The sequence below is a fragment of the Pantoea sp. 1B4 genome (genome assembly GCF_016925765.1).
Classification (GTDB): Bacteria; Pseudomonadota; Gammaproteobacteria; order Enterobacterales; family Enterobacteriaceae; genus Pantoea; species Pantoea agglomerans.
Window position 1 is genome coordinate 265,438 of record NZ_JAEUWZ010000005.1, and the last position, 23,119, is coordinate 288,556.

The 23,119-nt window shown below is 48.7% G+C and carries 25 protein-coding genes and 5 pseudogenes; 17 read left to right on the forward strand and 13 right to left on the reverse strand.

Annotation, left to right across the window (positions count from 1 at the left end):
* Window positions 1-93: 93 nt before the first annotated feature.
* Window positions 94-774 (reverse strand): DUF3313 domain-containing protein, encoded by a 681-nt coding sequence (locus JNO11_RS22800; protein WP_325177973.1) that lies wholly within the window; start codon window positions 772-774, stop codon window positions 94-96.
* A gap of 313 nt (window positions 775-1,087) precedes the next feature.
* On the opposite strand from JNO11_RS22800, the gene JNO11_RS22805 reads away from it, so the two are divergent.
* The 3 genes from JNO11_RS22805 to JNO11_RS22815 all read left to right on the forward strand — a co-directional run bounded on the left by JNO11_RS22805 (window position 1,088) and on the right by JNO11_RS22815 (window position 2,134).
* Complete coding sequence (locus JNO11_RS22805) at window positions 1,088-1,381, forward strand: hypothetical protein (RefSeq protein WP_325177974.1); 294 nt, start codon at window positions 1,088-1,090, stop codon at window positions 1,379-1,381.
* Window positions 1,382-1,463: 82 nt separating this feature from the next.
* The gene (locus JNO11_RS22810) at window positions 1,464-1,688 is read left to right on the forward strand and encodes a hypothetical protein (RefSeq protein WP_325177975.1); all 225 of its coding nucleotides are present in this window, start codon (window positions 1,464-1,466) and stop codon (window positions 1,686-1,688) included.
* 194 nt (window positions 1,689-1,882) lie between these two features.
* Window positions 1,883-2,134 carry a hypothetical protein gene (locus JNO11_RS22815; RefSeq protein WP_033773987.1) on the forward strand — a complete coding sequence of 84 codons (252 nt, stop codon included), beginning with the start codon at window positions 1,883-1,885 and terminating at the stop codon, window positions 2,132-2,134.
* A gap of 321 nt (window positions 2,135-2,455) precedes the next feature.
* Here the strand turns inward: JNO11_RS22815 and JNO11_RS22820 are convergent, their stop codons facing one another.
* Window positions 2,456-3,073 (reverse strand): TetR/AcrR family transcriptional regulator, encoded by a 618-nt coding sequence (locus JNO11_RS22820; RefSeq protein WP_325177976.1) that lies wholly within the window; start codon window positions 3,071-3,073, stop codon window positions 2,456-2,458.
* A 183-nt stretch (window positions 3,074-3,256) separates the two neighbouring features.
* On the opposite strand from JNO11_RS22820, the pseudogene JNO11_RS22825 reads away from it, so the two are divergent.
* A pseudogene (locus JNO11_RS22825) lies at window positions 3,257-3,388 on the forward strand (molecular chaperone DnaJ); the annotation flags it as partial.
* A gap of 200 nt (window positions 3,389-3,588) precedes the next feature.
* Window positions 3,589-3,879, forward strand: a complete 291-nt coding sequence (locus JNO11_RS22830; protein ID WP_033760039.1) for a Bor family protein — start codon at window positions 3,589-3,591, stop codon at window positions 3,877-3,879.
* Between the two features lie 247 nt (window positions 3,880-4,126).
* Here JNO11_RS22830 and JNO11_RS22835 read toward each other — a convergent pair.
* Window positions 4,127-4,586, reverse strand: a pseudogene (locus tag JNO11_RS22835) (GNAT family N-acetyltransferase).
* 51 nt (window positions 4,587-4,637) lie between these two features.
* A complete protein-coding gene (locus JNO11_RS22840) occupies window positions 4,638-5,255 on the reverse strand; it encodes a LysE family transporter (RefSeq protein WP_325177977.1) in 618 nt (205 codons plus the stop codon).
* A gap of 129 nt (window positions 5,256-5,384) precedes the next feature.
* Here JNO11_RS22840 and JNO11_RS24900 point away from each other — a divergent pair, with 129 nt between their 5' ends.
* Together JNO11_RS24900 and JNO11_RS24905 are read left to right on the forward strand one after the other, a co-directional pair.
* Entirely contained in the window at window positions 5,385-5,966 is a 582-nt protein-coding gene (locus JNO11_RS24900; protein WP_346267507.1) for a LysR family transcriptional regulator, read from the forward strand.
* Window positions 5,967-5,997: 31 nt separating this feature from the next.
* Window positions 5,998-6,261 (forward strand): hypothetical protein, encoded by a 264-nt coding sequence (locus JNO11_RS24905; RefSeq protein ID WP_346267508.1) that lies wholly within the window; start codon window positions 5,998-6,000, stop codon window positions 6,259-6,261.
* A gap of 74 nt (window positions 6,262-6,335) precedes the next feature.
* Here JNO11_RS24905 and JNO11_RS22850 read toward each other — a convergent pair whose 3' ends face one another.
* Together JNO11_RS22850 and JNO11_RS22855 are read right to left on the reverse strand one after the other, a co-directional pair.
* Window positions 6,336-7,118, reverse strand: coding sequence for a PhzF family phenazine biosynthesis protein (locus JNO11_RS22850; RefSeq protein ID WP_325177978.1), 783 nt, complete (start codon window positions 7,116-7,118; stop codon window positions 6,336-6,338).
* Window positions 7,119-7,567: 449 nt separating this feature from the next.
* Complete coding sequence (locus JNO11_RS22855; RefSeq protein WP_325177979.1) at window positions 7,568-8,152, reverse strand: methyltransferase domain-containing protein; 585 nt, start codon at window positions 8,150-8,152, stop codon at window positions 7,568-7,570.
* A gap of 244 nt (window positions 8,153-8,396) precedes the next feature.
* On the opposite strand from JNO11_RS22855, the gene JNO11_RS22860 reads away from it, so the two are divergent.
* From JNO11_RS22860 to JNO11_RS22880, 5 genes are read left to right on the forward strand one after another with little or no spacing between them, the layout of a single operon-like run.
* Entirely contained in the window at window positions 8,397-8,717 is a 321-nt protein-coding gene (locus JNO11_RS22860; RefSeq protein ID WP_325177980.1) for a multidrug efflux SMR transporter, read from the forward strand.
* Window positions 8,718-8,746: 29 nt separating this feature from the next.
* Window positions 8,747-9,298 (forward strand): TetR/AcrR family transcriptional regulator, encoded by a 552-nt coding sequence (locus JNO11_RS22865; protein ID WP_132499815.1) that lies wholly within the window; start codon window positions 8,747-8,749, stop codon window positions 9,296-9,298.
* Between the two features lie 51 nt (window positions 9,299-9,349).
* Window positions 9,350-9,748, forward strand: a complete 399-nt coding sequence (locus tag JNO11_RS22870) for an arginase family protein (RefSeq protein WP_325177981.1) — start codon at window positions 9,350-9,352, stop codon at window positions 9,746-9,748.
* Window positions 9,735-10,274: an arginase family protein gene (locus tag JNO11_RS22875; RefSeq protein ID WP_325177982.1), complete on the forward strand. Its 540-nt coding sequence runs from the start codon at window positions 9,735-9,737 to the stop codon at window positions 10,272-10,274. The genes JNO11_RS22870 and JNO11_RS22875 overlap by 14 nt, the downstream gene beginning before the upstream one ends.
* A gap of 42 nt (window positions 10,275-10,316) precedes the next feature.
* The gene (locus tag JNO11_RS22880) at window positions 10,317-10,592 is read left to right on the forward strand and encodes a hypothetical protein (RefSeq protein WP_325177983.1); all 276 of its coding nucleotides are present in this window, start codon (window positions 10,317-10,319) and stop codon (window positions 10,590-10,592) included.
* A gap of 376 nt (window positions 10,593-10,968) precedes the next feature.
* On the opposite strand, the gene JNO11_RS24910 is transcribed toward JNO11_RS22880, so the two are convergent.
* Together JNO11_RS24910 and JNO11_RS22890 are read right to left on the reverse strand one after the other, a co-directional pair.
* Window positions 10,969-11,238: a hypothetical protein gene (locus JNO11_RS24910; protein WP_346267509.1), complete on the reverse strand. Its 270-nt coding sequence runs from the start codon at window positions 11,236-11,238 to the stop codon at window positions 10,969-10,971.
* Window positions 11,239-11,533: 295 nt separating this feature from the next.
* Window positions 11,534-12,445: a hypothetical protein gene (locus JNO11_RS22890; protein ID WP_325177984.1), complete on the reverse strand. Its 912-nt coding sequence runs from the start codon at window positions 12,443-12,445 to the stop codon at window positions 11,534-11,536.
* A gap of 403 nt (window positions 12,446-12,848) precedes the next feature.
* On the opposite strand from JNO11_RS22890, the pseudogene JNO11_RS22895 reads away from it, so the two are divergent.
* Together JNO11_RS22895 and JNO11_RS22900 are read left to right on the forward strand one after the other, a co-directional pair.
* Window positions 12,849-13,188, forward strand: a pseudogene (locus tag JNO11_RS22895) (cupin domain-containing protein).
* 561 nt (window positions 13,189-13,749) lie between these two features.
* The gene (locus JNO11_RS22900; RefSeq protein ID WP_325178066.1) at window positions 13,750-14,202 is read left to right on the forward strand and encodes a GNAT family N-acetyltransferase; all 453 of its coding nucleotides are present in this window, start codon (window positions 13,750-13,752) and stop codon (window positions 14,200-14,202) included.
* A 117-nt stretch (window positions 14,203-14,319) separates the two neighbouring features.
* Here JNO11_RS22900 and JNO11_RS22905 read toward each other — a convergent pair whose 3' ends face one another.
* The 4 genes from JNO11_RS22905 to JNO11_RS22920 all read right to left on the reverse strand — a co-directional run bounded on the left by JNO11_RS22905 (window position 14,320) and on the right by JNO11_RS22920 (window position 17,343).
* Window positions 14,320-15,051: an aspartate/glutamate racemase family protein gene (locus tag JNO11_RS22905; protein WP_325177985.1), complete on the reverse strand. Its 732-nt coding sequence runs from the start codon at window positions 15,049-15,051 to the stop codon at window positions 14,320-14,322.
* A gap of 370 nt (window positions 15,052-15,421) precedes the next feature.
* The gene (locus JNO11_RS22910) at window positions 15,422-15,967 is read right to left on the reverse strand and encodes a CpmK protein (RefSeq protein WP_067436278.1); all 546 of its coding nucleotides are present in this window, start codon (window positions 15,965-15,967) and stop codon (window positions 15,422-15,424) included.
* 57 nt (window positions 15,968-16,024) lie between these two features.
* Window positions 16,025-16,513, reverse strand: a complete 489-nt coding sequence (locus tag JNO11_RS22915; RefSeq protein WP_325177986.1) for a CpmJ protein — start codon at window positions 16,511-16,513, stop codon at window positions 16,025-16,027.
* Window positions 16,510-17,343: an SUMF1/EgtB/PvdO family nonheme iron enzyme gene (locus JNO11_RS22920; RefSeq protein WP_325177987.1), complete on the reverse strand. Its 834-nt coding sequence runs from the start codon at window positions 17,341-17,343 to the stop codon at window positions 16,510-16,512. The genes JNO11_RS22915 and JNO11_RS22920 overlap by 4 nt, the downstream gene beginning before the upstream one ends.
* 479 nt (window positions 17,344-17,822) lie before the next feature.
* On the opposite strand from JNO11_RS22920, the pseudogene JNO11_RS22925 reads away from it, so the two are divergent.
* A pseudogene (locus JNO11_RS22925) lies at window positions 17,823-18,420 on the forward strand (glutathione S-transferase family protein).
* Between the two features lie 117 nt (window positions 18,421-18,537).
* Here the strand turns inward: JNO11_RS22925 and JNO11_RS22930 are convergent.
* Window positions 18,538-20,178: a methyl-accepting chemotaxis protein gene (locus JNO11_RS22930; protein WP_325177988.1), complete on the reverse strand. Its 1,641-nt coding sequence runs from the start codon at window positions 20,176-20,178 to the stop codon at window positions 18,538-18,540.
* Window positions 20,179-20,872: 694 nt separating this feature from the next.
* Here JNO11_RS22930 and JNO11_RS22935 point away from each other — a divergent pair.
* Both JNO11_RS22935 and hemH read left to right on the forward strand, forming a co-directional pair.
* The gene (locus JNO11_RS22935) at window positions 20,873-21,478 is read left to right on the forward strand and encodes a hypothetical protein (RefSeq protein WP_187494835.1); all 606 of its coding nucleotides are present in this window, start codon (window positions 20,873-20,875) and stop codon (window positions 21,476-21,478) included.
* A gap of 509 nt (window positions 21,479-21,987) precedes the next feature.
* Window positions 21,988-22,960: pseudogene (gene hemH, locus JNO11_RS22940) on the forward strand (ferrochelatase).
* Window positions 22,961-23,119 lie beyond the last annotated feature (159 nt).

The window sequence follows — 23,119 nt, forward strand, 5'->3', positions numbered from 1 at the left end:
TAGCTTTTATGAACGATGCCTGAAACCATCTCCTCTTAGTGCAGAGATAGCTACACTGACAAAGCCATATGCCCATAAGCCGTCACGTTCTGTTTATTGCTTGTCCTGGCGCAGTTTTTCCAGTAACTGCTCTGCGCCTTTGTCCACTCCTGTTTCTGCCGCACTCATTGAGCCAAACGTTGCACCCACGTTCATAGCATTGGGGTACTGTTCCGCCACGTAGGCCAGCAGGAGTTCACCGGTTGCGGCATCTTTCACTTCTACGGCATAGTTGACGTAACCGCTCATCAGTCCGCGCCCGCCTCGAACAGACTGAACGATATTATAAGGGCCGCCTGCCAGGTCGAATTTCGTAAAGGTTCCCACAACCTGTGGCGTGGTGTCCGCGCCGGTCAGCGTCAGCTTAAGCCGGAGAGAAGTGGTGTTCCCGGCGCTGTTGATGACAGTAAACTTCTCCCGCAGCACGTCGGCAAACTTCTTCTGCATGTAATCTGCCAGATTGCGTCGGTCTTCCTGAGACAGGTCATTAAACTGTGCGTCGCTGCCGCCATAGATTTCAACGGGATCGATAGTGATGCTGCGGTATTTGCTCCAGTCAACCGGGGCGGTGTAGCGAAAGGGGATCCGGTCGCTGTCATCAGCTTTGTTGGGCGTCATCCGGGACGTGGCCTGAATGCCGGAATATTTTACCGGTGACGTGGACGAACATCCCGCGGCGGCAATGACGGCGATCAGGATAAGCGAGCGGGACAGCTGTTTAGTGAGGCGAATCATAAATATTCTCCGGTTACTTTTTGATATAATGAACTGCACGGTATAGTTAATGTGGTTTATCCTGACACTGTCAAGAAAATGTTTCATCGCGTGTCGGTAACTTTCACATGAGGAGTGCGGAATGCTTTATTTAAACCCGGAAGTTTCGTCGTCAGGCATCACGTGCAGGCTCCGTTCTCGGCTGACCATCGCGCCGGTACTGAGGGAGGGCAGGCCGGAGGCGATGCGGGAAGTGGGTGCTGAGCGCTACTGTATTATCCTGAGCCTGCCGCTCCGCTATTCCGGTCTGCCAGTGCGGCGCAGGCTGATAAGAATGATGCTGACGCTGCAAAAATATGGCGAAGCCAGGATCAGCCCTGACAGCCCGGGACGAGACGCCTTTACACCGGCAGCGGACTATGCGCGGAGCGTTATTGATACGGCAATGCTGCGTGGAGAGTTGCGCTGCCGGCCCTCTGGCGAAATGGCTCATGCCTACCTGAAGCAGACGGAGGAGTTACGGAGCCTGATGGCTGGCCTTCAGCAGGATAAGCCGCTGCTCCGTAAAGAAGTGAGGCGCAGAACAACTGATTTTCTGCTGCTGTATGCGGCAGGTGCAGGAGCATGAAGGTGCTGCTTATCAGGACCGTTCTGGCGCTTGTGTTTATTGCCGGCGGCATTCTCACTGCATTTGACGCCCAGGTCAGCTGATGAATGGCTGGCTGATGGCCGGTGCGCTGGAAAACACGTCGGCGCGGCAATGGTTCGTATACGGGGTCATGTTACTGATCGTGGCAGGTACCCTCCTCAGAACCGCCGGTAATCTCTCTGAACTGGGCCGTCTACGCCGGTTCGGGCAGCGCCGGGCCGGATACTATGCCGTCAGGGTGTGGGGGGGCCTCATCAGGGCCGGTGCAAATATTTCTGGTGGCTGAATGCCTCATTGTGAATGCGCTTTCTGTGCTGCTGCTACTGATGCTCAGCGATGTCACCCTCTGGTGAAAATCCTGCAGCATCTGTCCCGGCTCAAAGGGATTCGTGTTTTCAGAATCCCACAATGGAAGACTTTACATGAAAGAGAATACAATGATGAAGAAACTGTCAGTGATTAACGGCGGGGGGTTCCTGGATGGACTGGAGCATCCTGATTTTATTTGGTGCTCTCGCGGTGACCGTCATAATTATGTGGTGGCACGTCATCATTAACGTAAAAGAAATCGTTCATATCCGGCGCCTGAAAGCCCGCCGCGGAAGAAAATATACAGAGGGGGCCTGGGGAGTCCACCAGAACTCGTTAATGACGCTGCTTGTTGCAGAAATTATGGTGGCTATGGCCATAAGCACCCTGATTGTGGTCATGCTGTCGGAGGTATCATTTTAGCCGTGCACAGGCGGTATCAGAAAATTGCCCGCCTGAAGGCGGGCTGGTAAAGTTCAGATGTGGCTGCCGATGGAAAGACACCCGGTGAGCATCAGTACGGTCATGCCGGTAATGAGGCTGTAAAAAAAGACGCATATTAGCTCCTCAGAATAAAGAAACGCAGCCGCTCAGCAGAAGCGAACACACGGTCAGACCTGCCACCAAAATGAAACGATTAAGCATTGATATAACCTCTCTATAATTAAACTGTACCTATCAGTTTATATATACCCAGAGAGTAGTCAACTGCTTATGGTGAGTAATCCGTCTCTGCTCGTCAGGTCAGCGTGGTGATGCACCCGATATAAATATCTCTACAGCACTTTTCACCATCGCGATGATATCTTCACGCGAATAAACCGGCATCTTGTACCGGAGAAAGAGCTCATCAGCCTCGGCCTTTACCAGCGCAGAAAACTGTTTAGCCCTAAGGTCGGGGCGGGCGGGAACAAGGTCACCAGCCTCGATATGCTGTTTCATCAGCGCTGCCAGAGCGTTCATGCTTTCGCGGACACCGGACTCATAAAAAATATCGCCGATGCCGGAATGTCCGGCCTCTCCGATAACCATGCGATACAGCTGGAGCCCCTTCCAGTCCGATGTCATTGCACCCAGCATGCCCTCACCAAAGCGCTGCAGCCTTTCAGCCAGGGGCAGATGACGACTGTCCTGACTGTAAATATCGTCCGCCGCGCGCGTAAGAAAATTGGTTCCGTAGGCCCTGACGACGGCGTCAAGAAGGCTTTCCTTGGAGGAGAAATAGTTATAGAGCGTGGCTTTGGAGCACTCTGCTGCTCTGGCCACAGCATCCATGGATGCGCGTTCGTAACCCTGACCGAGAAAGACGGTCGTGGCGGCGTTAAGGATGTCAGTTCGTTTTTTTTCAGTCAGTGTTCGCATGTGGTTTCTCCCTGTAAACAGGCTCATGTTAACAGAACCACATGGTTCATTAAAGGCGTGCATTTTTAGTTTCAGTATCCAGATTGCTGACTCTGAACTGCTCCTCATAATTAATGGAATGCAGACTCAGCAACGTCCGCTTCTGGCACAAAGCGGACTGACGGCAGCCCAGGGTCCGCTATGAGCGAGAAGCATAAGTCGCTGCTGCGTAAGCCGGAATAGAGCTTTGGTGGTGCGGCGGGCGAGAAGAACAGTCCGCATTCAAAAAGCTTTCTCGATGGCGTCAAAAAGTTCTTCGACGATTTGACTCGCTAAGCGGAAACGCTGCGGTAAACATAAAAAAGCTCCTGCTGTGCAGGGGCTTTTTTTTATTGCTGTACTATTCAGCAAAACGTATCCGTTAGGGGTACTTAAAAATTTTTCTCATGTTTCCGCTTTCGTTGTCGATAACCTGATTACTGGTTGAGTGATGATTTCACTCAGCATTTTTTTCATTTCAGGCGATAAGGATATTTATGAACAAGCTTTGTGTTGCGGCGTTTTTGGCTCTGAGTTTAACCGGCTGTGCGCAGCAGACTTTCGTAATGAAACAGAATCAAGTTGGCGCGGCGACGAAAACCACCAGCCAGCCGTTCTTTGTTTCAGGTATCGGTCAGCGTAAGAGCATTGATGCGGCGCAGGTGTGCGGCGGCCAGGAAAAAGTTAACCGGGTTGAAGTGCAGCAGACGTTTGTTAATGGCTTACTGAGCGTGGTGACGTTTGGTATCTACACGCCACGTGAAGCGCGCGTTTATTGCGCCATCTGATAATGCCTCAGGCCGGTTCGCCGGCCTAATCCTGCGCCTGTTATTAAATCGCATTAGTATATTGTAACTATTAAATTCTGCTCTCGCACCGCTGCGCGGCTCGCCTGCTGACGACGATATCCGAAACGAGTTCAGGCAACGTCGTCCAGCCTGGTAAAAGCAGTGGTAAGCTGTTGATGCGTGTCAGTCCGCTTTGAGCGAAAAGCGGACATTGCTGGCTTTACCGGGCCGCTAAGCGCGGCAAGCCTTACGCGCCCGCATACTCCATGTCCCTGTGTGGTATGCCATCATCAAGATATTCCCCGGATACTGTATTAAATCCGAACCCTTCATAGAACCTGACGAGGTGAGACTGCGCCGAGAGCTTTATCGCCTTATCCTTTTTTATGATCGCGGATGAAGGACATCGTTTTTTCCATCAGCCTGATGCCCAGTTTCTGCCCTCTGACTGAATCATCAACAATCACCCGCGTTATTTTGACCGCATCCGGGGAATCATCCACGTGCAGTACTCTTGCGTAAGCGACAAGCTTTTCGTTCAGGTATCCGGCTACGTGAAGTGTGCTTTCGTACAGATCCTGTCCGTCAATATCCTGAAACGGACAGGTCTGCTCCACGACAAAAACAGCAATACGCAGCGCCAGAATATCATGCAGCTGCTGCGCGCTGAGGCTGCTGCCCCGCAGTGCTTTCCAGCTTATTTCCATCTAAACCCCCCTTACTTTTATTCTTAACTAAAAATGACCACTGGGTCTTTATCAACGCGTCCGGCTGGCTGTAGCCAGCAGAACGCCAAAAATAACCAGAAGTCCGCCAAAGGTTCTGTCTATCCAGTGACGCATGTCGAGAAAGCGATCGCGCACCATGCCCGCTGAAAAGCACAGCGCCACGAGACTGAACCAGACCATATGTGCCAGGGAGATGAAAAGACCATAGCCTATCTGTACCATCAGCGGCGTCTCCGGCTTTACCACCTGCATAAACAGGCTGACGATAAAAATGGTCGTTTTGGGATTGAGCGCGTTCGTCAGAAAACCGGTACGCAGTGCGACCAGATCTGACAGGGGAGCGATCCGGTTATCAGTTAACGCACCACCGGCTTTTGTGCGGAGCATTTTTATGCCCAGCCAGATAAGGTAAACGGCACCCGCCAGCTTGATTGCATTAAAAAGCCAGAGCGACTGCTGTATCAACAATCCCACACCGAGCAGTGTGTAAGAAACGTGGATGAGAACGCCCAACCCGATCCCGAATGCTGTAAGCAGGCCCGCGCGACGCGATAGCATCAGGCTGTTACGTGAAACCATGGCAAAATCAGGCCCTGGGCTTATGACGGCTAAAATGGTTATAGTGATAACAGCTAGCAGTTCAGTCATGCTTTCATCCGCTTTAAGATTATGAATAAGCGGGAGTTTAACGTCTGTAAAACTGGATAAATAACGATGATTTCTAGCAAAGATGGTGAGTTTAACTCACAATCAATTGTGTCACGTTTACCCTCACTGATGGCATTGCGCAGCTTTGAGGCTGCAGCGCGTCAGGAAAACTTTAGTCAGGCGGCCGCTGAGCTTCATATCACTCATGGCGCAGTCAGTCGGGCGGTGAGGCTGCTGGAAGAAGAACTGGGCGTGCTTCTTTTTGAGCGACGTAGCCGCCGCGTCTTTCTGACCGATGCCGGACGCACGCTTGCCCGCGCGGTCGGAGAAGGACTTGGTGTTATGCAGAAGGCCGTAGATGCCCTGCGCGCAAGCGCACGTGCGCAACAACGCTGGGTGCTGTCCTGCGAACCCACGCTGCTGATGCGCTGGCTGATACCACGTTGGCCGGCATTTCAGGCAAAACATGTCGGCATTGATATACATCTTGCTGCAGGTGGCGGCCCGGTTTCATTTACCAGTGGTCTCGATCTGGCTATCCGGCGTGATGATTTTGACTGGCCGGAAAGCTATCACGCTGAATTTCTTTTTGAAGAAAAGGTTGGGCCAGTATGTCAGCCCGACAAGATTTCCCGGTGGTTTACCTCTTCAGATGAGGGTCTTCTGCTTTCTCAGGGGGGCAGAATACCTGCATACCCGTACGCGTCCTGATTCATGGCATGAATGGGCCAGCGCCACAGGGGTGACCGCCACAGGGACAAAGGGGCAGATTTTCGATCACTTTTACTTCAGCCTGCAGGCCGCCGTTGCCGGGCTTGGTGTGGCGATTGGTTCCAGGTATCAGGTCTGCGATGATCTTAAGAGCGGTGTACTGGCGGCGCCGCTGGGCTTTGTGGCGGATGGCTCCCGCTACTACCTATTGTCGCCGGAGCCTTTCGAGCCTGGCAGTGTGCGGGCTGAATTGCTCGCATGGCTCCGTACCCTGGCAGAAGGATCGCAACATTAAAAAGAGCGCTTTGCGCTCTTTTCTTTAAATCGCATTAGTATGACGTCTGGACCGGCTAACCGGCACCTAAATAGTCAGACCGGTATGCAAATATCAGCCTTCATGAACGTAACCGCCTTTCCTTCAATAACGACCCTGTTTTCTTTCAGCTCACAAAGCAGATGCCCGCCCCGCAGGGATGCCTGCCATGCTGATAGTTTATTTTTACCCAGTTTCTCTGCCCAGTAAGGCACCAGGGTCGCATGTATTGAGCCGGTCACAGGATCTTCCGGGATACCCGCGCCCGGCGCAAAGTAGCGTGAGACAAAATCGTACTGACTGCCCGTTGACTGCCCTGTAACCACTACGCCTACCGGCCCCAGCCCGGCAAGAACATGCAAATCTGGCTGACAAGCCCTGACCGCGTCTTCCCCGCTCAGCACCACGAAAATGTTTTCAAAGTTACGAAACCAGTATTGAGCCTGCCCGTTGAATACCGGACTGATGATTTCAGGAAGCTGTGTCATTTCCTCCGGAGGTATGCATGGCAAATCGAGCAAATAGCCATCCTCTTTCACCTCCACTTTCAGCTGTCCTACTCGGGCTGAAAAAGAGAGAGGTCCCGTTATTTCATATTCCGTAACCAGAACGTGTGCAGTGGCAAGCGTGGCATGGCCACAGAAATCCACTTCGACAGTCGGGGTGAACCAACGCAGATCCCAGCTATCACCAGCGCGTTTTACGAAAGCCGTTTCAGCCAGATTATTTTCAGCAGCAATAGACTGCATCAGGTTGTCAGGCAGCCACTCATCCAGAACCAGAACAGCGGCGGGATTACCGCCAAAGACCCTGTCAGAAAAAGCATCAACCTGAAACATCTTAAGAAACATCGTAAGCACTCTCTCATTGTGTTTAAACCATAGGCATTATGGTTATCTTACAATCCTTTGGCCTGATAAAACATTAAGTTAAATCTGCTAACCGTTATCAGAGAAATGAGCCTGCAATGTCCGCGTTTAATCATTTAATAATAACAGGCGCTAAATCCAGAGGACGGTTATTAATTAACTCATTTTTTATAAAGTCCGCTATGCGCCAAAGCGGACATAATCGTAAAATATCAAAAAAGTTACAGAGCGAGAACTATTATTAATTTATCGGCTTGCGAGCCCATGCGCCGAAAATGACATCACCAATATAAATACTTTCTGATTTGTTACGTTCATCATCAAGGCGTTGCTGTAACGTCTCGATCCCGATTTCTTCGGGTGTCGCAACACCGAGCGCGATGATTCGCGGCAAGCAGGCTTTTACTATGTAACCCAGGTTATATGGCGCGTCGGGGGGTTTGTACGATGCATTCAGCCCGCACAGATTCAGCATTTAGCCCAGCATTCGTAAGTATGCTGTGCAGGTTGAATCCAATATGCAAATCGGCGCCTTCCAGAGCAATCATGTTCTGAATCCAGCTCTGCGCTTTCCTATGTAACTCGAATGAATCTACGCTGGCAGGAGCCATCGTCGTATCATGTTCCTGAAAAATCATTACCCCGCCAGGCCTCAGATGTTTTACCAGTTTAGTGACGACTGCAACGGTATCAGCCTGATACATCAGCACCCGGCGTCCTGCTATTGCATCAAACGTACCGACAGATTCTGGAAGGTCGAGCAGACCGCTTTGAATAAAGGAGGGTTGAGCTTGCTTTCCTGATGTGACTTTACGTTCATGAGCTATGTTCAACGCGTTGTGATCATGATCGATACCAACAACCTCTCCCGTCTCGGTTACCAGGTGACACAACATAAAAGTGACATCCCCAGACCCGCAACCAACGTCCAGAACGCGCATGCCCGCGGAAATACCTGCGTCTATAAGGAGTTGAAGCGTGAAATCACGTTTAGCAGTAGTCATTATTTTTCAAAAGCCTGTGCTGAGTTTTGAGCTGTTAGCTCATTGGTGTGTACGCTTAAACTTTATAACATAACATCGTATTTTCAACGTCTGCTATTGGCACAAAGCTGACTGACGTCAGGCTAATATCCGCTATGCGCGAGAAGTTAACCGCAGCATTGCTACCCCACCTTTAAAATACATACGTATTGATATTTTCGAAAATTAGAATACCATTGTATTTTAATTAAACGGAAAGTGACTCATGTCCTGGCTCTATATCTTAACGGGCGGCCTGCTCGAAATCGGTTTTACAACTTGTATGCGCTACACAGACGGCTTTAGAAATGCTCCCTGGACACTGGCATTTCTGGCATGCGTCGCAGGTAGTATGTTCTTTCTTGAAATGGGGGCACGAAACATTCCTATAGGTACAGCGTATGCCGTCTGGACCGGTATCGGAGCACTAGGCACCGTGCTTATCGGCATGATCTGGTATCACGAACCCGCCTCGCTTATCCGTATACTTCTTATACTGTTGCTGATTGGGTCGGTAGCCGGACTTAAGCTAACTTCTGGTCATTAAAAAAAACGGTGCTACATAGAGGATGTATTGTGGGAAGAAGGCAGACGATTGACAGAGAGGCAGTTCTGGATGCAGCCGAGAGTGTTGTCTCTGAACATGGCGCAGTGGGGCTGACAATCGACGCCGTAGCGAAAGCGGCAGGAATCACTAAAGGTGGAGTGCAGTCCTGTTTCGGCAATAAAGAGTCACTGATTGAGGCAATGCTTGTTCGCTGGGGAGTGCGGTATGACCACCAGGTAGCCTTGCTGAAAGGCGATTCTGAGAGCCCGGTAGATGCACTGAAAGCTCATCTGGAAACCACGCACAGCGATACCGGTAATAGCACGTCGCGTTCGGCGGTGCTGTTATCCGCACTGCTTCAGTCACCCGATTATCTGGGCTGGATAAAAGACTGGTATGCACAGCGTCATGAAGAGTTTATGTCAGGTTCGGAAGCACCAGATCAGGCAAGAAGAGTGGCTTTTCTGGCGACCGAAGGACTGTTCTTCCTGCGCTATTTCAGGCTGATGGAGCTGAGTCCGGAAGAATGGGAGCGCAACGTAGCCGCCATTGAACGTTTACTGGATGACGGTAAACATTAACAGTCGCTGATTTATAGAGCATTTTGATTGATAAAGCGGAGATGAAAGAGCATGTCTGATAAAAACAGTAAGTATCTGGCTTTTTCAGGAGTTCCAACATTCTGGCGCACAGAACAAAGTCGTGACCTGAACGGGGCTGACATTGTTGTCATGGGTGTACCATTTGACTGCGGCGTCAGCAACCGTCCAGGCGCCCGTTTTGGCGCGCAGGCAATCCGGCAGATGTCTCTTCACACCGGGAATTTCTGTCATCCCTGGAATTTTGATGTGCGGGATAAGCTCAGGGTTATTGATTACGGCGATGTGGGAATGAGCGTCGGAGGTAACGCTACTACCTATATGATTGAGGACACCTTCCGGCACGCCACAAATATTATCAGCAGCGGGGCCATGCTTTTTACGCTTGGGGGGAGATCATACAATACCTTATGGCCTCGTGCGCGCGGCTAAAGAGAAATATGGCAGGATTGCACTGGTTCATTTTGACAGTCATCAGGATTCGCTGGATGGCGAAAACGGAAAAGAAATTTTTCACGGCACCTTCTCGAATGATCTGGCAGCAGAAGGCAGTGTTGATGCTTCCCGCTCCACGCAGGTTTTTATCCGCACGGATATGCCAAATGAACAGGGTTACAACATTCTGTATGCAAAAGATACCTTCTACATGCAACCACGCGAAGTGGCAGAAAAAATTCGCCATAATGCCGGTGACGCCCCGGTATACGTCACCTTTGATGTCGATGGTATCGATCCCGCCTATACACCCGGTACCGGTACACCTGTACCCGGAGGTCCGAGTACAGCCTATGTTCGGGAAGTACTCCGTAATCTTGAAGGTCTAAACGTGATTGGCGGAGATATTGTCGAGGTTTCGCCGCAGTATGACAGCGGAGAAGTGACAGCGCTGGCTGCAGGTGTTATTGCCGGAGACATCATCCAGCTAATGGCCCGGAACAGGCTTGCAGGTAAACAATAAAGCTTCGCAGTTAATCTGCGCATTCCTTGACAGGTAAAGATTATGACACTCATAACTCCAGAAAACATTGCACTGTTCTTTGATCTATCAGTGATAGGTACAGCATTCATTACCATTGTTATAACGCTGGAAAATCGCCGTTATTTTCTAAGTGCGATCAGCATTTGTCTCTGGCTGACAGCTTCAATTGTCTTTTATCTCTACCATGGGGAATTCTCCTTTACTGTAATTATGCCAGGCGCGCTGGCAGTGGTTATGGGAACGGCACTTTATCTTGTCAGGGCTACGCTTCCGTTCAGGCATGAGCAGATTGGCTGATTACAACGTATAGAGTTGTCTGTTAAGCACGTTAAATTCTAATCTTAATGTCCGCTTCTGGCACAAAGCGGACTGACGTCAGGCCAACGTCCGCTATGAGCGAGAAGCGGACCCTGCATACATAAGTAGTAAATGCCCGACAGACATACTCTTCGTGTTCATTTGGAGCTAACAGCTAATTCAGCCAGTCTTGTTCCTGAAAGGCGAAAATAGTTCACTGTTTCAAGAACTTCTCCTCCGATGGACTGATAGAAATTTTGCACTTGAAGATTGTGCTTGTCAGAAAGCCAGTCCAGCCTAAGACATTCTTTTTCCAACGCTTTTTTTGGCGAGATAGGACATTAAACTTTTTCCTATCCCAAGATTTCGGTATTTTTCAGATACAAAAATTTGTTTTATAAACATTTGTCCGGCATAAAGGGGGGGCAGGATACATAATCGATGTACAGGCAAACGCAGCCAGAGAACTGTTTATAGTAACTTTATAGATTTCCGTACCAGAATCTTTATCAAATACTCGTTTACGGAGATAGTTGCCCATAGCTTCTTTAGTGATTTCAACTTCTCCATGATGATACTTTTCCATTTCAATGAAAATTTCTACAAAACTTTCCCATTCGTTTTCATCACTAATGGTTATGAACATATGATCCTCATCTGCTCGTCAAGCTATAGATACGTTCACCCTAACATCAATCAACACCACTTTTACAGATGCGCATAAGCGATAACATTTATAGTGTTATGAATGTCCGCTTCTGGCACAAAGCGGCCATGCATGAAGGCAAGGTTCGTTATGAGCGAGGTGCCGAATCCACAATTTTCCTTACGGTTGGTGTGAGCATCCCTGTTAATGAAAAGGATGCATCTGTATGCACTATCCATGGGATTTAGTATTAGCCTTAGATGAGAAAAGAAAATCAAAAAAACTGGCTGCATTTTTAGTATTGATACCATCTGTATTGTTTTGATTCAGGAAGTAATCCATTAACGTTTTGCCCCCCCTTCTTACCAGACTGAGTATCATTTATGCCAGTGCCTTTATCCTGTACGACGTCATTGCCTTCTAACCTGAATCCATGCTTTTTACCAGTTTCGGTGACAGTAAATACACCATCTTTGTTGATGACATCAGGTTCTTCGATTTTCAGTGTGGCTTCGCTGGCAGTATTTATTATGTAGTTATTCTGCCCCTGGCTTACATAAGTTGCGAATTGAGATGACATGTGTTGGCCTTTCGATGTCACATCAGAACCGGTAGTGTTCATGATGGATTCCAGATAGTCAAAACTCGCGGTATGACTGAAAGAATATCCGGGGTCGAGTTCATATCTGAGAAAAGCAGGGTCGAGGCCAGAGCCTGAAAGGTTATCGCTACTCAGAATACGGGATGCCGTTGCAGCATCTTTATCTGTAAACGATACCGTTTGAACCCGACCACTCGCATCGTAAGTATTTCCTGTATTGTAACTACCCGATACGCTTCCAAACTTTCGGTAATTCCCTAAGTCGCGTGCTATGTCATCGACATATCGTAAGTCAGTGCCCTGAGCTTGTGCCTGACCATACAGATCTGAAAGTGCACTGAGATCGCTCTTCGTCAGAAAATTAGTGGCATCCATGTCTTGGGTACTTTTGGTTAGCTGCGTCTGAATTTCAGGTAAGGTGCTTACCTTACCAAACAGACGAGACATCATAAGTCCTTGTCCACTTATCGTAGACTGGCCTGACGATACTGGCTGCGCTACCGTGGCGTTACTTTCTCTGACAGGTTGGGGGCTGGAGATTTTAGAGGTCTTAACTGATGCAGCTTGAGTTTGGCTGTAAATATTGCTTAATGTATTGATATTCATAGTTAAATTTCTCTCCATCCTGAATAAAGCTAAGTCCGTGATTTAAATCGATGGCTTTTTTCAAGTAACGGCAGAGCGACATAAAGCTTTAGAAAAAAGGATTTACTTAAAGTCTTCAGTTAAAGATACAAACTTTCTGTTCTTTACAGATGAAAGCGAAGAGGCCGCTTCTGGCACAAAGCGGATTAACTTCAGATTAATGTCTGCTATGAGCGAGAAGCGGACCTCACGATCCTGTTTATAAACTCCTGTGCCCATTAATCCATGGCTATTCAGTATATTGAAACAGGCAATTCAGCTCCTAAATGCACTAACCCATGAAAAAATGCATTGCGAATCAATATCATACCTGAGTATAACTTCATCAGATTATTGGGAAAGTCGCATAAACAGGATAGGTATGATGATTTCAAAAGAAAATGCAGAGCATTATGTCTGGGGCGATGATTGCGACGGCTGGTATCTGGTAAACCGACAAGACATGCTGGTCATTCATGAAAAAATGCCGTCAGGTACTGCTGAAAAGCGACACTGGCACTCTGTCTCAAGACAGTTTTTCTTTGTGCTCAATGGTGTTTTATCTATGGAGTTAAAGGGTGAAACGCACAATATTAAACCCCTGCAGGGATTAGAGATTCCCCCCGGGGGCAAAACATCAAGCCAGAAACGACACGGAGTCTCCCGTGGAATTTATTGTGATTTCGCATCCCACAACACGAGGGGATCGTACTGACCTTCCTTGACCCTGCTGGCAATTCACGAACAATGGCTATGGCTTGTCATAACGTAATGTCCGAGTGGTGACGCTAACGTACCTGAGTATTGGCAACGTCCGCTTCTGGCAAAAAGCGGACATTGCTGACAGGCATATCCGGGCGGGACAAATGCAGTAATGGACACAACCGTAATTCTGTCCAGTTCTTGTACCTTGCTGGCATTACGACAGCTGCAGCTGCGCGGCCAGCCTGAAATCTGCTGGCATACTTTGCGCTCGATGCGCCGGTGAACACGGCCCGCTGCCGGCATCTTCACACATAACCAGTACTGTAAAAGTCCCGTAATACCGTGTCGCCCGGTCATTTTCAAACCATCGTTTGGCCGCTACCATTCAGTACTTTTCGTCCTGCTGACAGATGCGCCATCGCACCTGCGCGGCCAGCCTGAAATCTACTGGCATACTCTGCGCCCGGTGCGCCGGTGCGGTCGCAGAACTGCTGGCAGAAAGTCCTTTCTTCATTTTCCCGCTACCTGGATACAATGGGTATTCTGTCCAGACTATGCAGACTGAAATCACTGGAACAATCATGAATATCCATCTCACAAACATCACCCCGGACTGCCCTGGATTTGCTGAGTTAAGATCGCAGAGCATGGCTGAAGGATTTAACATGCTGCGCAGACTGGAAGAAAACTGGCTTAGCGGGCAGAATCGCTTTGACAGGCCCGGAGAAAAACTAATTGGGGCTTCTGTCGATGGATTAATCGTCGGCGTGTGTGGACTCAACATCGATCTATTTACGCTAAAAACTGGTATCGGCCGTCTACGCCATCTCTATGTAGATTCAGGATGGAGAAAAAGGCAGATTGGCAGCGCCCTTCTCAATGAAATTATTAAGGATTCTGGTCGCTGGTTTGATTTCATCAACACAAACGCTCCTCCATCGGCTTTCACCTTCTATGAACGAGCTGGCTTTGTTGCTTTAACTGGCATAGAAAAAGTCACGCACCGCCTATGCCACAGAGACACAGCGCGATAATACAGTCACGTCTTGGGCACACTGCATATTCTGTCAAAATATGCAGAACGGCGTTTTAAACATCTTCAGAATTCAAAGTAACTAACTGGCAGCTTTGAGCGAGGAGCGGACATCAGGTTAGCCGGTATTATGGGTGCCGCCTGTAATTTTCCCGGACAGACGTCTGTAGTTTTTAATGGTCGCACTGGAAAGGCTTGCTGCCGTATCTACGATGACAAAGTTGAAAGTGTTTTCAGTTATCAGGGGACTAAGATCTGTACAGGCAATAAGAAGAGCTTCCACATTAAGATTTGCCACTACAGACATTAAACTCATCCACTCTGCCTGTACACCGGAGTCATGAAAACCTTTCGTTTTAATCCGTCCAATTAGCGATGTGGTCATCTCACGAAGCAGAGGTGGATCAATAATCTCTTTGCCAGAAGCTTCTATCCGCGCCTGATAAAAACCCGCTTCCAGTGTAGGTTCCGTAGCCAGTACAGCAATCCTGGTTGCCTCTGCAGGCAGTGACTCAAGTGCAATGTCTGCGATATGCAGAAGTGGGATACCGGAGCTCACCGCCTTCATTTCGGCAAAGTAGCAGTGCGCAAGATTACAGGGAACAGCTATCAGACTCACTTTGGCCCTGACGAGTTCGGTAATACCCTGCTGCAGGGTTGCGATCATCGCATTATCATCAACTTTCTTGCCAGGCCAGAAAGGTGTCGGCAACGAGATAATATGCATTTTAGGAAAATCCATATCATATTTCGCTCCGTACCCGATGTAACAGTCTGTTACCAGCATATCAACGAAGGGGGCTGTGGAGCGGGGTCCCATTCCTGCAAGCACACCTATAGAAAAAGTCATTGTCAGTGCATCCTTTTAAGATCTTCTTTCCGCTTAACAAATTATCGCTAAGTTGCCTGCAAAATTACAGACGAACGGAATGAACATGCCGGAGGTCACTCAGAAAGGTGCAGGTGAACTGCCGCAATTGATCAACACATCATGATGCGGAGAGAGCAGGCTTCAGGCTCATAGCGGACCTACGCTCCGAAAGGTCCGCTATGAGCGAGAAGCGGACGTTAGCCCAGAAAATATATGAGCAGTAGAAGCGGTCAGAAAGAGTCTAGACTGGCTGTGAAGATTCTCTACCGGCACGTTAGTTTCAGTACTCTTGGAAAAGATGCGGTAGCAAATCTTGAAACCTTGCAAAGAATTTATCCGACAATATCCCTTAATACAGTAGATCAAGCTGTTCAGGTTCACTGATAAGACGGGGCGTTCCCTGTTTGTTCGTATCAAAGAGGGCCTGATAGCGCACTGAATTAATCCCCATTACCAGATTATCGAGGTCGGTATTGGCAACACGCACTGAGTGATTCTTCGCCCAGGCGGGCAGGGCATAGATATAATAGGTGAAGGTCACATAAGTAACGCCTGTGTGATCTGTTGAGATAGCCCTTATGGTTCTGACACGCATGGTTCCATAGCAGAAATCATGATGCTTTATGAACGAAGCTTGACCGTATGGGGTCAGCTCCCAGATTTTTCTTCCTGCTTTCACATGAGAAGTAATCAGGCCGGCATCAACAAGCGCCTCCATTTTTGCATTAATCCACCGGTCGGTACCTGTTCTGATTGAAACCGGCCACTGCCTTTCACCCAGGCAAAGAGATTGCTGATTAAGTGACTGCTGTATGAGCTCAAGGTACTGACTTTTCTGCCCCGCATTGCAGCTCAACGGTAGAAAAAACAGCAAAATCAGTGTGATACATTTCAACGAAATTTCTCCATATCCAGAATCTGAAAAGCTTCATTCACTTCATCAAAAGTTTGTTCAGTAAGATAAATCCCTGCTGGATCCCAGTAAAAAAACAGACGTCCCGGGATCGTCGTTATTTTGCTCCAGCCGAAATCGTGAAAACCTCACTCGCGATTTATCGGTAAGATCTCCGCCGCCACCGCTGCCGGCATATTTGGCCGCCCTGATAAGGTAAACTCGCCCTTTATAGCGGTGAAGTTCTGTGCCGCTTATCTTAAGGGTAGATGCTGATAGCCTTAAATCGGTCCAGGTAAAGCCATCGTCATCCGGGACCGGTACGATAAGCCAGTTTTTTTCCTGGCTGATAAAGATGTTGAGAGTTTCACTGGGATGAGAAGTATTATTGTCGTAAGTCGCGGAAAAGACGGTGTCTGGTATGCCATCACCATTCAAATCAATGCTGTTCAGCCCCTTTTTCAGGTAAATATGGGTGTCTGCCTGTAATGAAGCCGGAAGGCTTATCAGAATGGCTGTCAGCATTATAAAAGGCATTTTCAGGTTCAAAATTTCCGCACCAGTCTGAAGCCAGTATCCGGCAGGGCGTAGCCGGCACTGTGCGTGTCGCAGCTGGTCAGACTGCCCGTATGTAACAAGAAGCTGCCGCCGCAAAAATAGTACATTTTCACACCGGAAAGGGTGTCGAAAGCATCAACCCATTCCGAAACGTTACCGCTCATGTCATACAGACCGAGCGCGTTGGGCCGCAGGCTTTTCACACGGACAGTGCCAAAATGCGGATCTTTGAAGTCAGGGAACCAGGCGACGGCATTTGCGTTGTTGCTGCCAGCAAATCTGAAACCATACGAGCCATTTTCCAGTCCGGCCTTTCCTCCACGGGCGGCAATCTGCCATTCCTCGGCCGTGGGTAAGCGGTAACCATTAGCCCGGGCATCCAGGGTAAATTCGTAACGGGAACTGTCGCGTGCCGGGACGCCATTATTATTGAGATAGACAGGTCTCAGCCCTGCCTTTTCACTCAGGGCATTTGCAAAAATCACCGCATCTGACCATTCAACACTGGTAACCGGATGTGCACCGTTGTCTGTATCCGCCGGCCGGCAGTCCTCGTAAACGGCTCCGTTACATCCGACACCGAATACAAAACCACGCTCAACAGCCCATTCGTGAACATCTGAATAAAGCCGGTAGGTAATTTCAGTACGCATGATCCAGAAGGTATTCAGCGTGATGTTGGCGTGTGCTGCATAGTCATGTTGGCCAAAAACGTTACCGGCATAATATCTACCTCCGGCCACCACGATTTCATCAGGGGATTGTGTTGCAGCGGCAAAGGCGGAAAAGACAGACAGCAGAAAGAGGATTTTATTTTTCACAGAGCCATCCTGGCTGATTGATATGGGCATTCACATAGCTGATTTCCAGCATCGCCAGACTTTAGCAACCAGATGGATTTAAAGTTAGAAATATTAAGTAAGTAAGTTCTGAAATTCCTTACGGCAATGCCTGACTTTCAGCCCTCTTATACTGACTGACCGGTACAGGCTGTAAGCTGCAATTCAACAGCATCTTCACTCACAGCTTGAAATTGCCATTAAAGGGGCATAGCAGGAAAACTGCCAATGTCCGCTTCTGGCACAGAGCGGACGAACGTCTGGCAGATGTCCGCTATGAGCGAAAAGCGGACCATAAACATGTTTTTTCTAAATAACATGCCATGATGCAAGCAATGTCCGCTTCTGGCACAAAGCGGACTAAATGCAGGCCAAGATTCGGTATGAGCGAGGAGCAGAAATTTTGACATGAGCTACCCACTTGCCTTATAAAATTGTTTTCACAACAAAGGGATATTGAAATGAAGATCTATACTTACCCCAAAAGCCGATCATTAAGAGTACTCTGGGCTCTTGAAGAAATGGGAGTGAATTACGAGTCTATCAGAGTCGATCTTTTGAACCCTGCTTCTGAGGTTAAATCACCCCATCCATTGGGAAAAGTTCCTTTTTTTGACCGATGGTGAAGTGTCAATCAGTGAAACCTTAGCGATCTGTATTTACCTGTGTGAACAACATAAAAACATCTCTATTTATCCCGCAACTGCTGAAGAAAAATCCTCCGTTAATTCGTGGTTAAGCTTCACGCTATCCGATCTGGAAGCCCCCGTCTGGAGTCTGCTCAAACATGTTGTCTTCACTCCCGAAAATCAACGTTCCCCAGATTTAATGAATTACCTCAGTAAGGAAGCAGATAAAGTTATCTCTCAGATTAGGTTTAACCCAACTCAAACATGGATTGCGAGTAACAACTTTACACTGGCCGATATTTTTCTTTCTCATACGTTGTTATGGGCAAAACTGTGCGGATTGGAAATCACCGAAGAGCTTAATAGCTACATATCAAGAGCAACGAGTCGCCCCGCTTTCTTAAAGGCTCAGGAAATAAATAATCGCTAATCAGGTTTTGTCATCTCTTAAGGATGCATTGATGTCCGCTTCTGGCACAAAGCGGACATTCTTAAGAGTCAATACGGAAAAGGAGAGAGGCTGCGCTCTGCAGGACGCAGCCAGATATCAGAAGGTCGTCCAGTTTCCGTCTGTATCAGCAGGCGCATCTTTCTTCACTACGGCTGGTACAGATACAATTGCATGCCGGGTGGCTGCAGGATGAGAGACTGCAGCAAGCGTGAACACCGACACCGACTGCAGCAGCAGGGATGCCTGTTCGCGCAGGCTCTGCGAGGCTGAAGCTGATTCCTCGACCAGTGACGCATTCTGCTGCGTCACACCATCCATCTCCGTTACGGCGATGCCGACCTGCTCAATACCGCGGGCCTGTTCGGCACTTGCAGCAGTAATTTCCTCAACGGTATCACTTAACTGACCGACCGATGACACTATATCCGCCATCGTGGTCACAGACCGGCTCGCCAGGGTGCTGCCTGCACTTACGCTTGCAGAGTTTGCCTCAATCAGCTGACGGATCTCACCGGCTGCTGTGGCGCTGCGGCTAGCCAGCGTGCGCACCTCACCGGCGACGACGGCAAAACCACGCCCCTGCTCACCCGCACGCGCCGCCTCTACCGCCGCATTAAGGGCCAGTATGTTGGTCTGGAAGGCAATGCTGTCAATCACCGATGTGATGTCCGCAATCCGGCCAGAACTTTCGCCGATAGATTTCATGGTTCCGAAAATGTCGGAAGTCACCTCGCTGCCCTGACGGGCGACCTCTCTCACGTTAACAGCAAGCTGTGCCGCCTGACGGGCATTGTCGGCATTGTTTTTGACTGTGACGCTGAGCTCGCTCATGGTAGCAGCGGTCTGCTCCAGTGCACAGGCCTGCTCCTCGGTGCGCTGAGACAGGTCTGTGTTCCCCTGCGCAATCTGCAGGCTGGCTGCGGCAACGCTTTCGGCATTCCGGCGTACTGTGCTGACCGTCTGCGCCAGCGAGTCCTGCATCTCAGCAACTGCGGTGAGCAGCATACCGGTTTCATCCCGTCCGCTGACAGGGACGGCCTGACTCAGGTCTCCGCGTGCGATGCGTTGTGCGGCGGCAAGCGTTATGCTCAGTGGGCGGGCAATGCTGCGGGTGATGAGCCAGGCTGCGGCGACGGCAAGCAGAATTGCGGCAGCACTCAGCGAAGTCAGCAGAATGGTGGCCGCATGTTGTTCATCTTCAGCAGCATTACGCGCCGTTTGCATCTGTTGTTCCTGAAAAGATACCAGGTCTGCAATAGTTTTCAGATAGTCAACCTGGGTCTGGTAGCGCGGACCAAGAAGAAGTTGTGCGGCCTCGTCCCGCTTGCCTGCCATTCCCAGCGCGACAACGTCATCAGAAAAGGCAAGATACTGACTGCCGGTGCTCCTGATTTGCGCAATCAGCTCCCGGCTTTTGGGTGCCTTCAGCAGGGCATCAACCTGATCAACCGTAGCGGTAATTTTATCATGTACCCTGTCATAATCTTTTTTAAAGACGGCCTTCCGGTCAGGTGCATCCGCCAGGACAACGTTACGGACCAGCCGGCTAAGGTCAGTTGAATAGTAACGCAGATTGGTTGCAGTCGAGGCCTTCTGATAGCGGCTGCCTGCAAGCGTATCCGCCGTCTCTCCCAGAGACTGAATGCGGGTAAATCCGGTAAACGCAACGATAACCAGAAGAAGAAGGATGAAGGCAAACGCAGCGCCAAGCCGCGTGCCGATTCTGATGTTGTTCATAAGGTTCCTAGCTGAAATAACGTTTAATTAATAGAGCTTTACATGTGGATTAATGCTTATCTTTTATTTTTGTAGGGTCATTCAGAGGCAGTTGGGGGTTATTGCTGTATGCGGCTTGCGCAAAATGTTGGACTACAGGGAATGCATATCGATGCACTTACCTATTCATGCTGTGATGATTTTTTGAAGATTAAACCGGTGTTTCTCCGGCAGGTCTGGTGACAGAAATAAAAAATCCCGGCACAGGGGAAGCAAAGCCGGGAACCACTTCTAAAAGCACAAACGCTGTCAGTGACAGAGGCAATCATACCGACAGGCATAGCTTTTATCGGTTCGCTTATCAGAAACTTTATTTCTTATGAAAGATTACGCCTGAGTGAGTGTATGCATCTCCATTGGGAAAGGATGAGTGCTTCTGCCGGTTCCGTGATATGCAACTCTATTGATGTTCGTTTTGAGCGAAAAGCGGACCACCAAGGGGTATGTCAGGCAGCATGGTGTGGAAAATATAATAAGGATTTGCTTCCAATGAAAATGAGTAATTTTTAGACTTGTGGCCAGCCGATGAGTACAGCACCAGAAACACTGAGTTTAGAATACCTTGTGCAGCAGACCGAGTATCATCTGCACTATGTACACTAAAAAATGGCATTGTTCAGACCCCATATCTGCAGCTGACTAAAGTGAAAATAAAATGAACAAAAGCAGTCTTAAAGCCTTTTCCGTGCTACGTGTTCTGACGTTGACGTGCGTGCCAATGCTTTTACTGGGTTGCGCCAGTGCACTTTGCCCTTTTGGCAGCACTGAAGGCACGGTTCCGGACTTTAAAAATAGTTACTGGATATCCACTGAAAAAAAACCGGCTAAGACCAATGAACAAGTTCTGGAGGAATGCACTCATGCTGCCGATGCTGAAGAGCAACGCCTTTCGCAGGCCTATTTGCAGCTGTGTAAAACCGGCCATATAACCGGTGAAAACCAACGCTTTGCACAGAAATTACTGGGCAATCCACTCTTTTCTGTCTCTACAACAGCAAAAGCGGCACCTCAGCATCGGTCAGATGAATCAGCTGAAGCTCAGCTGAGATGGTCGGTGACTTATAGCGATAATCCCCACAACTTTAAGGAATTTTGTGGCTATTACGTTGAAAAAAACGCAGCGGAACGGTCCGGCACCATGCTGGGTTTACAGGTGGGACGTTACAAAGAGCAAGTTTTTAAACAGTGCATGGCAGAAAACCATATGGCGCTCATTGTTCCAAATACTGAATTCAGTAAGTGCGATGCGATATCGTGGTAAGCAACCGTGTAAGCCGTGAAAGCAAGCGTCCGATTCTGGCACACAGCGGACTTACTGCAGGCTTAGGTCCGTTATGAGCGAGTAACGGACATTGCTAAAAGCGTTCTGTAAGAATTAACAGGGAGCAGGTCAGTCGCCTTCATCACTTATACGCATAAAAAGATCAAGCCTAAGGCATGCATCTACGCGGGCATCCAGATGCGGTTTTCTCACCTCCTCCAGCTAACTCCTCCACACGCCGACTTCAATAATGACGTCGCGTAGCTCCGCACCGGTTAAATCTGACGATAGAGAAAGTAATGTTTTCACTGATGATTTGTCCTAAAATCATGATCATTGAGTAAAAACGATGGCTGCAATCAGACTCATAGCATCATAAGTCGTGAAACAGTCAATCTGCATTTCAATTATTTCTACAAAATGAGGTCAAATTGAGGCCTTTAAGACAAGCTGCTACGGAGTGACTGGCATGAGTGAGTTAGTGACAATGGCTTTGAGGGTCCCACCTGATGACGAATAAACAGGGTGTTTTGATTGTTAACCTTGGAACACCAAAAGAACCAACGCCTGTTGCGGTAAAGAAATTTTTATCTAAATTTCTGCATGACTACAGAGTGGTCGACTTACCAAGAATCATTTGGTGCCCCATTCTACATGGCGTGATTATCCCATTACGTGCAAGGCGAGTGGCGAAATTATATTCTTCGATTTGGATGGAGGAAGGCTCCCCTCTCATGGTTTACAGCGTCAGGCAAGCCCGTGCGCTTGAAGAAGTGACAGGTATGCCCGTCGAGCTGGGGATGAGTTATGGCGAGCCCAGTATAGGTGGTGCAATTGACAGGCTACTGGAAAAAGGCGTCGATAAAATTATCGTCATTCCTTTGTATCCCCAGTTTTCATCTTCGACCGTTTCTTCTGTTTGGGATAGCGTGAGCCGTCACCTGCAGATAATGAAGAACCGGTATACACCCTCCATAAATTTCATCAATGACTATGCCGATCACCCTGCCTACATTGAAGCGTTAAGAGCATCCGTTCAGGCATCTTTCGAAGCTAACGGCGTTCCAGATGCATTGTTAATTTCATATCATGGTATACCGGTAAGGTTTGTCAAAGAGGGGGGACCGATACCAGGAAAGATGTGAGTTAACGACAAAATTACTCATTGAAGCAATCAATATGCCGTCATTGAAAATATTGATGACGTTCCAGTCAAGATTCGGCAGAGAGCCATGGTTAACGCCTTTTACTGATGAGACAATTAAAAATCTACCGAATGAAGGAATAAAAAGCCTGCAGGTAATCAGCCCGGGGTTTGCATCAGACTGTTTAGAAACGCTTGAGGAGCTTGATGAGCAGAACAGGGAGATTTTTATGCATGCGGGTGGTACATCGTTTACTTACATACCGGCGCTTAATGATAAACCGATTCATATCGAGATGCTGCGACAACTTGTGAACCTTAATCGGTTTCAGGGATGATTTTCACACTCTTGGGAGCAGGATGTTGCAGGTGTCAACATTCATAGTGAAACCAGAAGTGGGCCCTCCCGGACATGTATGTGATACGTGCCGGGGCGGCGTTATAGGGGCCGCCTGGAAAACCAGCCACTCCAGCTGCAAGCAACTGCCTTGTACGTG

Excerpts from the sequence above, each read along its gene's own strand:
- JNO11_RS24910 (WP_346267509.1), bottom strand. The coding sequence starts at position 11,238 with ATGTTCATAACCATTAGTGATGAAAACGAATGGGAAAGTTTTGTAGAA.
- JNO11_RS22890 (WP_325177984.1), bottom strand. The coding sequence starts at position 12,445 with ATGAATATCAATACATTAAGCAATATTTACAGCCAAACTCAAGCTGCA.
- JNO11_RS22855 (WP_325177979.1), bottom strand. The coding sequence starts at position 8,152 with ATGACTACTGCTAAACGTGATTTCACGCTTCAACTCCTTATAGACGCA.
- JNO11_RS22935 (WP_187494835.1), top strand. The coding sequence starts at position 20,873 with ATGAACAAAAGCAGTCTTAAAGCCTTTTCCGTGCTACGTGTTCTGACG.
- JNO11_RS22900 (WP_325178066.1), top strand. The coding sequence starts at position 13,750 with ATGAATATCCATCTCACAAACATCACCCCGGACTGCCCTGGATTTGCT.
- JNO11_RS22860 (WP_325177980.1), top strand. The coding sequence starts at position 8,397 with ATGTCCTGGCTCTATATCTTAACGGGCGGCCTGCTCGAAATCGGTTTT.
- JNO11_RS22905 (WP_325177985.1), bottom strand. The coding sequence starts at position 15,051 with ATGACTTTTTCTATAGGTGTGCTTGCAGGAATGGGACCCCGCTCCACA.
- JNO11_RS22930 (WP_325177988.1), bottom strand. The coding sequence starts at position 20,178 with ATGAACAACATCAGAATCGGCACGCGGCTTGGCGCTGCGTTTGCCTTC.
- JNO11_RS22870 (WP_325177981.1), top strand. The coding sequence starts at position 9,350 with ATGTCTGATAAAAACAGTAAGTATCTGGCTTTTTCAGGAGTTCCAACA.
- JNO11_RS22850 (WP_325177978.1), bottom strand. The coding sequence starts at position 7,118 with ATGTTTCAGGTTGATGCTTTTTCTGACAGGGTCTTTGGCGGTAATCCC.
- JNO11_RS22880 (WP_325177983.1), top strand. The coding sequence starts at position 10,317 with ATGACACTCATAACTCCAGAAAACATTGCACTGTTCTTTGATCTATCA.
- JNO11_RS22830 (WP_033760039.1), top strand. The coding sequence starts at position 3,589 with ATGAACAAGCTTTGTGTTGCGGCGTTTTTGGCTCTGAGTTTAACCGGC.
- JNO11_RS22810 (WP_325177975.1), top strand. The coding sequence starts at position 1,464 with ATGAATGGCTGGCTGATGGCCGGTGCGCTGGAAAACACGTCGGCGCGG.
- JNO11_RS24900 (WP_346267507.1), top strand. The coding sequence starts at position 5,385 with ATGGCATTGCGCAGCTTTGAGGCTGCAGCGCGTCAGGAAAACTTTAGT.
- JNO11_RS22820 (WP_325177976.1), bottom strand. The coding sequence starts at position 3,073 with ATGCGAACACTGACTGAAAAAAAACGAACTGACATCCTTAACGCCGCC.
- JNO11_RS22800 (WP_325177973.1), bottom strand. The coding sequence starts at position 774 with ATGATTCGCCTCACTAAACAGCTGTCCCGCTCGCTTATCCTGATCGCC.
- JNO11_RS22840 (WP_325177977.1), bottom strand. The coding sequence starts at position 5,255 with ATGACTGAACTGCTAGCTGTTATCACTATAACCATTTTAGCCGTCATA.
- JNO11_RS22815 (WP_033773987.1), top strand. The coding sequence starts at position 1,883 with ATGGACTGGAGCATCCTGATTTTATTTGGTGCTCTCGCGGTGACCGTC.
- JNO11_RS22805 (WP_325177974.1), top strand. The coding sequence starts at position 1,088 with ATGATGCTGACGCTGCAAAAATATGGCGAAGCCAGGATCAGCCCTGAC.